We start from the raw sequence: 13,983 nt of genomic DNA on the forward strand, positions 1-13,983 counted from the left end.
GCTTCGCCGTGCGAGCGCGCTCCTGGTTCCGTGAGTTCCGAGAGATCGCTCTGATGTGTGCGGTCTACAACATCAAGCGCTTCGTGAAACAGTGAATTCGAACGCCGTATGGCGATTCAACACAGCCCCCCGAAGTCAAATGAAGCTTCCGCGCTTGCTCCCACCGCTACAGGGGTGGGCTTCCGCGCTGGTACCGCTGATGACGTCGTCGGTCTCAAATATGTGGGATTTCTCGCGTGTGTCGTAAGAATAGTACTGGGTGCTGCTGCTGGTGGGTGTAGTGCGCGAAAGAAAATACGGATGGGGGATGTCGGGTGACCGCCTTACGGGCGGTCAGGTCGTATTAGATTAGTTCTGGCGGAGTGCCAGCAGGGCAGCGCCGAGCATGGCGATGAGCGCGATGCCCATGCCGAAGCCGGGGATGCCGCTACCGGATTCGCCAGACGTGGTCTCCTCAGCTGCGGTCGTTCCTTCAGCCGAGGTGGTTTCCGGAGCCGTCGTCGACGGACCTTCCGTGGTGGACGGACCTTCCGTGGTGGACGGACCTTCCGTGGTCGTCGGCTCTTCGGACGGTTCGACGACAGTGATCGACTGCGTCGCGGACGCCTCGTCACCGTCAACCGTCAGGGTGTAGTCGCCGAGTTCGACGTTGCTGAGGTCAAGTTCCGCGGACCAGGTGCCCCCGGTGTCGTCGACTTCAGCTTCCGTGCTGGTCACGGACTGGCCGGAGCTGTCAGTGACATCCACGAAGAACGTGGTGTCAGCCTCACGGTTCGTCGTGCCAGTCAGGTTAACCTCTGTCTGCTCGAAGTCACCGGACTGGTCGATCGAGAGCCGCGCGTCCTGTGCACTGATGTTAGTGTTGACGAGCACGTCGTCAGCACCAGCACCAGTGTGGGCGTCCTCGATGATTTCGAGGGCCTGGGACTGCGTGGAGCTACCTACGTCGACCGGATTGCCGTCGTCGGTGTCAAGGCTGCCGTCGCGGCCGGCACCGACAACAACGAACTCGTACTGGCCGTTGTTATCGAAGTCGTCGCTGGTGTAGGTCTCTTCGAAGTCGTTGTCGGACTCGATCGTGGTCGACGTGGGAACCATGTGGCCACGCGGGCCGACCTGGTAGATGGTGACCTCTTCACCCTGACCGACTGCGTAGCCGGAGAGGGTGACTTCGTCACCGAGACCTTCGTCGTTGGCGATCTCAGTGCTGTCGAAGGCAGCGCTCAGGTTGCCTTCGCCAGTGTTGATCGTCGTCGATGCGGTAGTGTAGTCGCCCCAGTCGTCCTGGGAGATTTCCGTGGCGTCGCCCGGGTTCGCAACCACGCCGAGGCGGTAGGAACCGGGGATGTTGAGCACGCCGCCATCGTCGCTAGCGGAGAGTTCCAGCTCGTAGCTGCCGTCTTCAACTTCGACGGGGTTGTCCTCGCCGCTCTGCGCGTCGACGTGGTACCACGTGCTATCGAGCTTCACGAAGGCGCCAACGTCATCAATTTCGGGTGCACTCCCGTTAAGGATGAAGTCGCTACCGACAGCGACCGTCCCCGGGGAGTCCGAGATCGAGATTGCCTGCTCGTTGACGCGGAGGTCAACGGAGTCGTCTTCGCTCGTATCTGCCACATCACCAGCGACTTCGAAGGCCGACGTAGCGTCGGCTTCGAGGCCGTTGGTGTTGATGCGAACCTGACCCTCACCGTCGTCGCCGAGGCTCACGTTCGCGTAAACGTACTCGTTCGCGATGGCGCGGTCTTCCACGTCGCCAGTGTTGTCGAAGACCTCGGACGCGGGCGTGGCGTCGTTGAACCGAGAGTCAACGTCGACACGCACGTCGACGTAGTCACCGGGTGCGCCGGTGACCGTTCCGGTCACCTTCTCGCCGCGCGTCACTTCAGTCTCGGAGAGACTGATCGACGAGTCAGTGTCGCCGACCGTGAACGAGACCGTGTGGGATGCGGAGTCGAGCTCGTCACCTTCGAGGGTGACGTTGTACTGCTCGCCGGTGTCGAGCGACGAGATGTCGAGCGCGAAGCTGTCACCGGACTCGAAGGGGAACGTGTCACTGCTGAGACTATCCGAGTCCTCAAGGATGGACTCGGTGATGTCGAAGCCCTCACTGTCCTCGATGGACAGGACGAGGTCGTCGGCGCTCTCGAAGTTGAATTCGGGCTCAACAACGAGGTCCTCCCCTTCGACGATGCGGGCGTTCGTGATGTCTGCGCCGCCCGTGCTACCCTGGTAGAGGGTCACGTCGTTGATGTTCGGATTCCGAACGCTGATGTCGCCCTGGCCGTCAGAATTACCGCTGACGTTGTAGGTCGCACCAGCGTCGAAGCCGTTGTTGGACGTGAAGTCGACGTCCTCGGTGTCGTCAACGACGACGGACGTCCCAGTGTCACCGGTCGGTGCGAGCGTCGCGGACGTCCCGTCCGTAACCGCACTGATGTCGACGCCTTCCTCACCCGTCAAGACCGTCACCGGGGTGTCGTACACCGTAGTGTGGTCACGAGTGACATCAGGCTCAGGCTCCGTCGGCGGCTCCTCGCCGCCGGTTTCGACCGTGATGGTGGAGGACGGAGTAGCGACCGTGCCTTGCTGGTCACGCGCGAGATCAGCGTTGAGCGTGTAGTCGCCCGCGGAGGCGTCACTCGGGACGTCAACGTGGACGGTTGCGGTCACCGTCTCGCCGGCGTCGATGTCGGAGTAGACAACCTCGTTGGAGTTATTGTTCAGGACAACTGCGAACTGGCCGCCGTTGGGGTCATTACCCTGAACGCCAGTCACAGCCCATGACGATGGGAGCGAGGATTCCGTGACATTGAGAACTGCCTCGCCTGTCGTGTCTCCATTATTTGTAATCTCATACGTTACTGTTGTCGAATCCCCTGGAGCAGCTGTTGTGCTGCTACCGGATGCACTCAGGGTCACTGCGGCCGCGGCGGGAGCCGTCAAGACCGAGAGAACCATGAGCGCAGTAAGGAATACTGCCAGGGGGCGCTTGTAGTCTACCATGCTGCAGTCGATATGTACCTCTGCCTTCTGTAAATGCTTTGTGTTTCCTATGGTGTTATTGCGGGGGAAAACCGCAGAAGGGCGCCGGAGACTGCTATTTTGATCGGCCTGCTCTTCTCTATGCTGCGTTTTCTCGAAGAGGAACTCTAGTACTGAATGAGGAAAGAGTAGTCGGGGTGAACCGCCTCGGGGTCAAGCCCCGAGGCTTCCCGTGGGTTAGTCGGACACTCCCATCCGACCATCGGCCTGATAGCCTCGGGCAGTCGGGTGGGTCACGGTCGGGACGTCCACGGCCCCCGATGCCTGCCGTCGCACCTTCCTGACTTGGGGAAGGCTGTTGAGAGCAGGTACATTCCAGTCCTGATGCTTCTCGATGCCTTTGACGGCGATATTGACGCTTGCAGTACGGTCGCTGTGGTCTTGATGTTCACAGTCCCGGTCGCTACACATCTCGCCTGACCACGTACACCTGTTTGTCTCCGCTCACCCGAAGTGGTTCGAAAGACGGAGTCTTTCGTCATCACGAGAATCGAAGATTCTCGACCGACACGCCCCGAGCGAGATTGTACGGACGGTCAAACGCATCAGGGCGCGGGAGATGTGCGAACAGCACGAACTGTTCTTGGAAGACTACCTGTGGGGCGGTGGATTCTGGGAGGAATCGTACTACGTTGGGACGGCAGGCGATGTTTCGACCGACACTATTGAACAGTGTATCGAGCGAACGGAACACGTTTAGCGGGGCTTACGGCCTTCACCCTCGGGGTCAAGCCCCGAGGTACTCGGCCTACTCAGCCTGTAGATTGGAGTGTCTGATGCGGTGTTGGTTGTGTGGTGTTTACCAGGATTGAATGACTTTGAGCAGTTCAAATGATGATAGCTCTTGGGTTTTGAAGTCCGTGATCGCGTCAAGGACTTCGAAGGAATCTAAGCCATTATTATCTTGGTCGTATTTCTCGGTAACGTTCTTTGTGACGGTTACATTTGCTATCGAGTGATCAGCGACGTTTCCGTCATTTACGAGAACAGCCCCGCCAATCTGGTACGTGTCTGGTGCGGCCTGGCTTGGGACCGAAATCTCAACTGTGGCCGTTACTGAGTTATTCTCGGATACTTCTGAGAATACGACTTCGCTCTCATTTGGGTTTGCAATCCCGTCAAACTGGCTGGTGGTATTCTCGGAGGAGCCAGTAAGACCGGTTATATTCCACCCGTCCGGAATAGTTGTCTCATTAATATCTACTACTGCCTCCTGGGGTGGTCCCGTGTTCTGGACGGAAAACGTAATCTCGGTGGTTTCCCCTTGGACGACTTCGGTATCATCAGCGGACATTTCTAGCGGACTTGAAATCGAGATCTGTGAGTGACTTGTTGTAATCACGCCCGCATCATCGGTGATGAAATCTGCGCTCAGGCTTAGTTCGTCCGTAATATTCTGAGGGAGACGTACTGTGAACGTCCCGGATACGTTCTCTCCAGGGGCAATTTCTGAATAGACTATTTCGGTTGCGTTCGGATTTTTGATAACAGCAAATTGCCCGCCAGATGGATCTTCCCCGGAGATCTCAACGACTTCTGCTCCGGCAGGGAGGACACTGCTATTAAAATCTAGAACCCCCTCTTTCGATGAGTCCCCGGTATTGGAGACGGTGTATGCAACACTGAACGTCGAACCCGGCTCAACAGCGGTTGGTGCATCAGTAGAGACTGATAGCGATGTGCTATTGCTACTTGCTGAACTAGCTGTTGCAACTCCGGCCGACCCGAAAACAACGAGTACGGCGATGAGGAGTACAACTGATTTTCGGACTGTCATACTAAACAGCATACGCAGACATCTACTAAAAGATACCTGATGAATCAATGCGTTGGTGACCGTGATTGGAGCGTGAACCACCTCGGGGTCAAGCCCCGAGGCGTCCCGTTTCGATGACGCGACTTGCGGGAACCGGCGAAGACCGGCTTCCATCCGTTCCCACAGCGGTCGCAGTCTCCACGCGCGTCACTTCGGCCCGTCCTAGACCTACCTCCTGAAGACCGCGAGCAAGAACGTTGTACGACGCATTCGCGTCTCTGTTCGCCTCAAACCCATACGACGGACACGGGTGTTCGCGCACCTACAGCGGTTTGTCCGTCTTAACGCCACACTCGGCGCACTCTTTGGTCGTCCCCGCAGGATTCAGGATGACGTGCGTGCCGTACAGATCGCTCTTGTGTTCTAACATCTCGATGAATTCACGCCACGCGGCGACCTGCTTGTGCCGAGCGTTCCCACGCTGTTGAACCATCCCAGCAACATTTAGTGGTTGGTATCACAGGTTGCCGGCTTCAACCCCGGAGTCAAGCCCTGGGGTATTCGCCTCGATAGCCTGTAAAATTATCCCACGCTCCTCCCGTGTGCTTCCGCTGGGGCTGGAAGCCCCGGCGGTCTTCGGGGCGGGGAGCTTCCGCTCGAAGCGAGGAACTGTCTTGGGGTCAGATAGGTGGTTTCCGCTGTGGTGTTGCTGTCGAATTCGAGTTAACGCTTATATTGTCTTTATAGTGGTTGAGTATCTCGAGGAGGGTGAATGAGTCGAGTTGGTTGTCCCGATAGTCCGTGATAGCAGCTAGCACTTCAAAACTCCCGATCTGGCTATCATTATTCGCGTCATATTGCGCTATTGGGTCCTTGGGTGATGTCTCTTCGTCGGGGTGAATGCTCAGCGGTGCCGAATATTGATCAGTCGTCCCTGTACTATCCGTAGTGGCAATCACAACCGCTGTGGTTGTCTCCGAGTTCATACGTGGGGTTTGAGCGGTTACGTTTGCCGTAATTGCAAGCGTCTGAATCGTACTGTTCGGGCTTGGCACGATATCGACGATGAATTTGTCTCCGTTAATTCGCCAGTTATCTACCGCAACAGTTTGGGTGCTATCGACGGTGTTGGGCTCTATGGTGGCACGTTCAACTGAGTGATTAGGGAAAGTCACCGATAACGAAGTCCTTGTACTGATATTTTTGAGTGTTCCAGTTAGGGTGTAGTTCACTTGACTTTGCTCTGTAACCACCTGTGGGTCAATAGTAACATCCTCAATCCGACCCGTCTCTTCCTCAGAGACCGTGACCTGGGTTGTGTTCACGTTGTTAACGGAGATCTCGTGCGTGCCGGGCTCGGAGAGCTGAACCGTCTTCGAGATGACGCGCTTCTGGCCCGCGTTAACCACTACCTCCTGGGATCCCACAACCTTGGTACCAATCGAGTAGGTAACGGTGACTGTATCTCGTAGCTCCCCGGAATTATTGATGGTTGCCATCACCGCAACCGATTGATTTGGTGCGATGGCCGTGGTGTTCACGGTAACATTCGAAACGCGAGCTCCGTCATCGGGATTTACAGTAAGTTGTCCGTTCTGGACGGGAGCGAGTTGGTAGCGCTCCCCATTTGTCGTCAAGATTGGGCCGGGAGAACTCAGATTCAGTGCTGCTGTGCCAGCACCAGTTGGCGTCACATTGATCGTTCCAAGAACGAACGAACTCCCCTCAATCCGTGTTCCTTCAGCGGGCAGACTGAACTGGAGGGTGGATCCATCAGGACTACGTTCACTCGTCATCTCAGGCAGCGTCTCGTTTGGAGTTACTCCCGTGAGTTTTGCAGTCCGTGTATCGTTTATCGAAACCGTCAGTGCTTCAAAGCCGCCGAGCCCCCCTGTTGCATTCGATAGTACGACTTCGTAGGTCGTCGTAGACTCGTTTCGCACGGTCTTATTTTGCGGGCGGAGCGCTAGTGAGGCCGTTTCAGGCGATATCCTATCCATAGCGGCCTCTGCTTGGATTAAGCCATAGCCTGCGGTGTTGTCAACCCCCTTTTCGTCGATGTCGACTGCTGTTTCACGCAGTATCGTCCGGAGTTCTGCATTTGTATAGTCCGTAGCGTCAGAACTTCGATCTTCTGCCATTAACAGCGCCAGTGTTCCGGATACGATTGGAGCGGCTGCTGACGTTCCACTAAAGTACTGAATACCTTCTCCTCGGGCGGTGGTGGAGAGGCTGTTCCCGGGTGCACTGATCGTGACTTCCGCACCTTCGGAACTCCACATGGTTGTCGAGTCAGACCGATTTGTTGCCGCAACAGCGATTGTTTCCGGATACTTTGCCGGATACCCGACCTCATTCGTCGCGGGATCACCGTCGCCACGGTTTGATGCGGAGGCGACAATAATGGCGTGTTCGCTTGCTGACTCGATTGTATCCTCTAATAGATAGGAGTTAGATTGTCCACCTACACTCATCGACAGGATGTCTGCATCATCGCTGGTTCCAAGCGTCCGGTCCGGGCCCCGTAGTGCGGCGTCAATCCCCTGTATCCACCAACTATAATACCCATAGTTATTTTGATTTAAGATTTTAATTGAGTAGAGCTCGGTATGGGGGGCGACACCGACAATCCCCTGTGAGTTGTCTTCAGCTGCGATTAACCCAGCGACAGCTGTCCCATGACCTTGGTTATCGCCAGCCATGGATAAGCCGTATTTCATCGCCCCATTTGAGAAATTCGCACCCCACTTAACATTCCCATCTAAATCCGGATGCGAATAGTCAATGCCACTGTCCAAGACAGCGACGGTGATATTCGCTTGAGCGCTCTCTGGGACCGCTTGTGCAACATTCCGCGCACCGATTCGTTCGATACCCCATGGCGTCCATTGGCCGTAATTGGCTGCTTGCACACCCTGTTGATCCGATGAATTTGGGTTCGGCGGCCGCTGGAACTTCCGGACTCGATCCGGGGTGACATACTCAACACCAGCCAATTCACTAGCAGCGTCTGCCTCCACTGCCGTCCCAGTCGCAAACAACACCGGCATAACCGTGATTGATTCCCCACCCACAACAGTCAGCCCGGTCGCAGCAATCCGGCGCTCCTCTCGCGCTGACTGATTCTCGAAAACAATTATGTATCGGTGCTGTCCGTCTCTCGCACTCGTATTATTCGCGGCTGAGGATGATGCAACCAAACCATCCGGTCTTGATGTCTGGCCTATTAGGATTGCACTCCAATTTGACGACCGTCCCTCTTGGAGCGTTGTTTCCCTCGCCATTTTGGAATAATCACTCTGAGCAAGTGATTCCACTGGAGCGGATCCGGACTCAACGTGGCCGGCCATGGGAGCCTTGGTTACTACCCCAGCTGTAACCCCAGCGGTCAGAGCTACACTTACGATACATACCACGCTAAACGATAATACGACGGCCCGTGCTGAACCAACTGTCATCGAATAGCAATACTCGACAAGAGATCCACTTGAATGTACTGCTTGACCTCCCCCACCGCCTGCAGGCCTTCAACGTGTGACCCCCTCCTCACCGTACACGGCGGGATTCTCTCGCTGAAAGAAGATCGTATCCGCAAAAACAGGGTAATCGCTATTGAACCGCCTGCTTATAGAATCTGAGCGTACGCGTACGCTATCGCTATGGATTAGCAATCGACAATCTCAACGCAAGTCAGCGTAGCGTACAAAAAACGAAAGGGGGAGTTTCAGTTCAGTGCCGTTGTTCCCGCTCTCTTAGCTAGAGGTGGGAATCTGCGTGTTATCCTGGTAGAACTCGATCAGTTCGAGGAGTTCGAACGAGGTAACCTGGTCGTTCTGGTAGTCGTCGATCGAATTCAGCAACTCGAAGCTATCCAGTTCGCCGTTATCGTCGGCGTCGTACTGGGCCGCGAGCTCCTCAGTCGGCGTCAGCGCAGTCTCACTGACCGTGATGTTCGCGGAGTCCGTTGCGAGTTCCGCGTCATCAGAGGCTGCGTGCACCGCTGCGGTCAGCGTCGTGTTCGCCGTGAGGTTCTGACCGAGATCAACCGTGAGACTGGTCTGCTCCTCACTCGCGTTGAACACCTGCGTGTCGACGGAGTCGATGCCCGAACCGTGGACATCGACGTAGTAGTCAACACTGGCGTTCACGGATGCGACCGTCACCGTCGAGGTGCCGTTCTGGACCGTCTGGTCGTTGAACGTCACCGAGCCGGTCGGTGCCGCTTCCGGCGTCACCGTCAGCGTCGTGCTGCCGGTGTTGCCGGCAACCGTTGCGTTGATTATCGACGTGCCGTTCGCTTGGGCCGTCGCGAGTGCCGTTGCAACACCGGAGGTGTTGGTGGCGCCGTCTGCGTTGCTGATCGTTGCAACCGTCGTGTTGTTCGAAGTGATCGAGCCAACGTTCAGGCGCGGCACTTCGATCGTGGTTCCGCTGTCTGTCTGGGCGACAGCGTGGACTGCAACGTCAGTGTCTGCAGCGACCGACGACTCGTTGAGCGTGACGCTCGTCTGAGTCGGGCGGTCGAAGAACGTCGCCGTACCGGTGTCTGCCGAGACAGCGTTGACACCACTGCCAGCGCTGTCAGGCGTGACCGTTACGTCGATGTCCTCTGCCGTGCCGTCCTGCAGGAAGATGTAGAAGTCCCCTGCCTGACCGGCGTCGTCGCCGTGGACGTAGTTGTACCGACCATCGTCGTCGGAATCGCCAAGTATGTTACCGCTAGCCTGACCGTTGTCGGTGATGTCGTAGTCGACTTCGGCGGCAGCGAGTTCCGCGCTGCCGGTGAGGCTGATGCCAACGTCGACGTTACGGTTCTGGACGAGGTTGCCGCCGCTGTCCTCGATACGGACGCGGACGGCTGCAACTTCGTTCTCGTCAACGCCGGGGCCGGTTTGGCGCAGGGCGTTGTCGACAGTCGAGACGTTGAGCTGGCTCGCTTTGCCAGCGGTCACCGTGTAGGTGATGTTGACGCTCTGGCCGTTGTCGGTCGAGGCGTTGACGATGTACTCGCCAATCGAATCACCGGCGGTGAACTCGAAGTCGGCCACGCCATTCGAGGCCGTCGTCACCGAGGTGGTGTTGAGCGACTGACCGCTTGCGCCGTCAGGCGTCTTCACGATCTCGAGGCTAACCGGAGCGGCGCCGAACGCTCCAGCGCCGTCCTCAACGTAGACGGAGCTGAAGAACGTCGAGCCGACCGTACCGGTATCGGTTGCTTCGTGGGTCCCGGTTGCCCCGTAGTCAGCACCGGCGTCATCATCGCGGTTAAGCGTGCCCTTGTTACCCTGTTCGTCGCCTTCGTCAGCTTCGACGTCATCGCTGGCGAAGGAAGCGTCACCGTAGACTCCGCCGGGTTCGTCACCTTGCGTGATGATGAACTGGTCGAAGTTCGTCGTGACGTCGCTGTCGCCGGTGTTCGTGGTGACGCTCAGCGTGGTGTTCGAGGCACCCGACGTGCCGTTGAGGAACACCTGATCGATGCGGATGGATTCACCAGCATCGAGGCCGTCGCCTGCATCGGAGTGAAGCCCAATAGCGAGGGTGTCCTCCGTTACCGTGGTGTTTTGAACGTCAACAGTATCCGATTCTGTGGTGTCAGCGAACATCGTTTCGCCGCCATCTCCACCAGCAGTGCCGGGTGCTTCGAACGCTTTGCTGGTGTCGAAGGTTACGCCCGTACCGCTTTCGAGCGTGATATTAACGTAGGTGTTCGCAGCAGCCTGCGTGCTGGAATCACCGTTGATGTCGATGGCATCATCGGCAATGCCATCAGAACCGACTTCGAAGCCGGTCCGACCGTCGTTGTCGATCGGCATCGTAGCGTTGTCCCCTTCGGCGTTGTTGAAGGCGACATTCGGCTTCTGATACTGGATGTTGTACGTCGAGTCCGTCTCGTTGGATGTTGCTGTGACGTCCGGGCTATCCGTTCCAGCCTGGGTCGTCGAGATAACGTGCACGTCCGTTGCATCGGCGAGGTCGCTGGACGCGTTCAGATACACGTCATCGAGCAGCAGCCGCTCGTTCTCCGCGGTTGCAGATCCATCCTCATCGACGAGGGAGACCTCGATCGAGTGCTCGTGAATCGTGACATCACCGACATCAACGTCACCGGTGACTTGAGCATCGATATTCTTGCTGTCGTCTCCATCGTTATCGCCTGCATCGTAGTCCCCGTTCAGCTCGGGCGATGCATCACGAGAGGTGTCGAAGGTGACATCGCTGTTGTTCAGCGTGAGCGTCACATTCGTCCCAGCAACCATCTGGCCACCGGAGGTATCAGTGACACTCACCGCGTTGTCAGTGCCAGCTGTGGTACCACCGCTAGTACCAACTGTGTCGCTCTCGGTGACGATCTGGCCGTTCAGGCCGACCGTCTGCGTGACTGGACCAGCGTTGCCAAGGACAACTTTGGGCTTCTTGACGGTGACCGTGGTGTCCGGTGCCGTCTGTTCGGCCGTCACAGGTCCGGTTGAGTCAAGGGTCTCAGTCTCAACGTTGAAGAGCGCGCCACTGCTGGCCGTGCCCGTCGCGTTGATACTGAGAGCGCTTCCGTCAATCGTCAGCGTGTCACCAGCGGTGAAGTTCGCGGTCACCGGGATGGTGATTTCGGATTCGGTCAGCGAGATTTCGCCATCAGTGTCGTCAACCTTCACCGTGCCGGAGTCGACGCCACTGTCAGCGACGATGTTGTCGCCGCCCTCTGCAGGGTCAACGCTCGTATCGAACGTGATGCCGTTCGATTCGTTGGCGTGGATGACGATGTTCGTCTGGTTCGCGATCTGATTGTCGACCGTGGCGGTCGTCACAGTCAGATCATTACCCTCACCAAGCGTGGAGGTCCCGCCAGCAGCGACCGACGGAGAACCTGCCAGCTGCGTGCCGGGCTTGTACGTGGTCAGCAGACCACTGTTGAAGTTGCCAGTCGCATAGTCAACTTCGATGTCGAGCTCTTGGCCGCCCTGACTCGCAGCGACGTCAGGTGCGGTGTCAACAACGAGACCACTCACGCGCAGCGTCTGCCCGGACTCCGAGGAGCCGCTATGGCTGATGCGGAGCGTGTTCTCGTCGACAATCGTCGTCCCAGTAACTGCCAGGTTGCCACTCGTCGTGGTGACCAGCAGGTCCGTCTGAGACTCGTTGATCGTGACGCCATCCGGCAGGTTCAGGATCGTCCGCTCTGCGAGCGGGCTATCGCCACCGGAGATGTCCTTGACCTTGATCAGGCCAAGCTCCTGGGAGTGACTGCCAGCCAGCACGCTCTCAGTATCCGCGCTACTGATGGACGTACTGATCTCGTTGTTCGAGTCACCCGCCAGCGAGAAGCCGGACGGATACTGCAGCGTCGCCGGGGTATCAACCGGATCCGTATTCACGAAGGACCCGTCCGCCGAAATGGCGTCCGTACCGATGTCCCCGTCAGCAATATCGTTGTTTGTACTGACGGTCGTCTGTGCGGCAGGCCCGGACGGTGTCAGTTCACTGTCGAGGGCCGTTGCACCGATACCGTTGTTGTCGATATAGGTCAGCTCGTCAACAAAGTTGCCAGACGGTTCGACTGACTCCGAGAATGTGACCTGAACGGCATCAGCACCACTCCGCTTAGCAGACAGGAGCACCGGCTCGGCACTATCGGAAGCAATTACCGTCGAGTCGATGGACGGCCCAGTAGCGCCACTTTCGTCCGAGAGTGTTCCGGCAAGAGCGGTGACCTGTGGCTTGACGCTCGTGTCCCCGCTGGGGAGACCACTAACTTCCAAGGTCACAACCTTGTCATCCGTACCCGTCAAGACCGAGTCGACAGTTGCGGACGGGTTCGAGACCGAGAAGTCGGAGGCATCAACCGTACCTTCGTCGATTTGGCCGTTGAAGGTCACGTCGATCTGATCAACAGTACCGTCACTGTTCGAGTCAACGGTGGATGCCGACGCAAGCGACGTAGCACTCAGTGTCGACGTGCTAAGTCCAACCTCGATCGGGCCTGCCAGAATGTTCCCGTGGGGGTCACCGATTTCGCTCGGATCCGTACTGTCCCCCTCGTTGTCGAAGTGAATCGCGTCGTTGTTCAGGTCACTCGTCGTAATATCCTGATTCGTCTGTGCGACGACCGTACTGTCCGGCGTGTCTGCCGTGAAGGACGAACTCGAGAAGCCGCTCACGCCCTGGCCGTCTCCGTCGACGTATTCAACGTCGTCCTGAGCAACTTGGGCGTCCTCATTCCCGTCATCGCCATTAACGTCGTCCTGCACGGGCTCGGAGAACGTGAACGTCAGCCACTCAGCACCAGTCTGTTCGACTGAAGTGACAATCGGAGACGCGCCGTCCGTTGCAGCGGCGACCTGTTCTCCATCCGCTAACTCTGTTCCACCGGAGTTCGTAGCAATCTCCGCTACCTCAGGCGTTACACTCTGGTCGTAGCTGACTGACGGAGTTGCGTCTGTGTCAGCGGAGCCACCTTCAACCAGAGTGAGCTCCAGAGTTCCAGTTCCTGTAGCAGCATAATCACCGTCTGCGATGGTATAATCACTAACGCTGAGACCGGGGAGTGCATCATTTGCATTCCCGTCTGTGATATCCATCGACTCGTCAAACGTCAGTGTCAGCTGATCGATTTGACCGTTATTATTGGTATCGGCAGTTGTAGCGTCCGTCGTAGTATTCGCCGCGGCGGCGGTGCCGGTGAAGGCAACGCCGGCTGCGAAGACGGAGCCGATCATCAGTGCGGTCAGGAAGACCGCGCGGAGTTTCTCGCTCGTACTACTCATAGTAGGCGATCACCTCCAAGATAATTGTGTGTCGGTACGCCAGTCGGTGTGGCATAGCTGCCACGACTGGATTCGCTAGTTGTCATTTGTGGAATTGTCGTTGTTTGCGAGGCCGTAGTAGTCTTCGAGCACGACTTCGAGTTGCTCGGAGATCTTCCGGTCCTCGCGGACTGCGTTGGCGCGGAGTTCGCGCCAAACCGCTTCGTCGACTTCGATCGACGTACGGATTTTCGATTGCGCTTCATCATCGTCTTCTGTGCTGTTCATGTCGACACTCATGGCGGGTGGCGTCCAATCACGGGTGGACGGTACCCACCGGGTGTGTCTGGTTCGACATTTGGTGCTACCGCATTCGCACCCATCTTCCCGGGTAGTAAAAAACCTTGCCCAAACCGCAGGGAGTTGGGTGGGCGTCCCGAC

General features: G+C 57.4%; 6 protein-coding genes and 3 pseudogenes. 2 read left to right on the forward strand and 7 right to left on the reverse strand.

Features of this window, described 5'->3' with window-relative positions:
• Positions 1–95 (forward strand): annotated as a pseudogene (locus LPA44_RS14020) (IS5/IS1182 family transposase); the annotation flags it as partial.
• A gap of 253 nt (positions 96–348) precedes the next feature.
• On the opposite strand, the gene LPA44_RS14025 reads toward LPA44_RS14020, so the two are convergent.
• Both LPA44_RS14025 and LPA44_RS14030 read right to left on the reverse strand, forming a co-directional pair.
• Entirely contained in the window at positions 349–2,778 is a 2,430-nt protein-coding gene (locus LPA44_RS14025) for a PGF-CTERM sorting domain-containing protein (RefSeq protein ID WP_230890161.1), read from the reverse strand.
• 444 nt (positions 2,779–3,222) lie between these two features.
• A pseudogene (locus LPA44_RS14030) lies at positions 3,223–3,444 on the reverse strand (RNA-guided endonuclease TnpB family protein); the annotation flags it as partial.
• Between the two features lies 1 nt (position 3,445).
• Here LPA44_RS14030 and LPA44_RS14035 point away from each other — a divergent pair.
• Positions 3,446–3,745, forward strand: a pseudogene (locus LPA44_RS14035) (transposase); the annotation flags it as partial.
• A gap of 99 nt (positions 3,746–3,844) precedes the next feature.
• On the opposite strand, the gene LPA44_RS14040 reads toward LPA44_RS14035, so the two are convergent.
• The 5 genes from LPA44_RS14040 to LPA44_RS14060 form a co-directional block, all read right to left on the reverse strand.
• Positions 3,845–4,822, reverse strand: a complete 978-nt coding sequence (locus LPA44_RS14040) for a hypothetical protein (protein WP_230890162.1) — start codon at positions 4,820–4,822, stop codon at positions 3,845–3,847.
• A 301-nt stretch (positions 4,823–5,123) separates the two neighbouring features.
• Positions 5,124–5,294 carry a transposase gene (locus tag LPA44_RS14045; RefSeq protein WP_230890163.1) on the reverse strand — a complete coding sequence of 57 codons (171 nt, stop codon included), beginning with the start codon at positions 5,292–5,294 and terminating at the stop codon, positions 5,124–5,126.
• Positions 5,295–5,481: 187 nt separating this feature from the next.
• Positions 5,482–7,821: a S8 family serine peptidase gene (locus LPA44_RS14050; protein WP_230890164.1), complete on the reverse strand. Its 2,340-nt coding sequence runs from the start codon at positions 7,819–7,821 to the stop codon at positions 5,482–5,484.
• Positions 7,822–8,553: 732 nt separating this feature from the next.
• Positions 8,554–13,563, reverse strand: a complete 5,010-nt coding sequence (locus tag LPA44_RS14055) for a beta strand repeat-containing protein (protein ID WP_230890165.1) — start codon at positions 13,561–13,563, stop codon at positions 8,554–8,556.
• A 75-nt stretch (positions 13,564–13,638) separates the two neighbouring features.
• Entirely contained in the window at positions 13,639–13,842 is a 204-nt protein-coding gene (locus LPA44_RS14060) for a hypothetical protein (protein WP_230890166.1), read from the reverse strand.
• Positions 13,843–13,983: the final 141 nt, after the last annotated feature.

It is taken from the genome of Halobacterium sp. KA-4 (assembly GCF_021028995.1).
Taxonomy (GTDB): Archaea; Halobacteriota; Halobacteria; order Halobacteriales; family Halobacteriaceae; genus Halobacterium.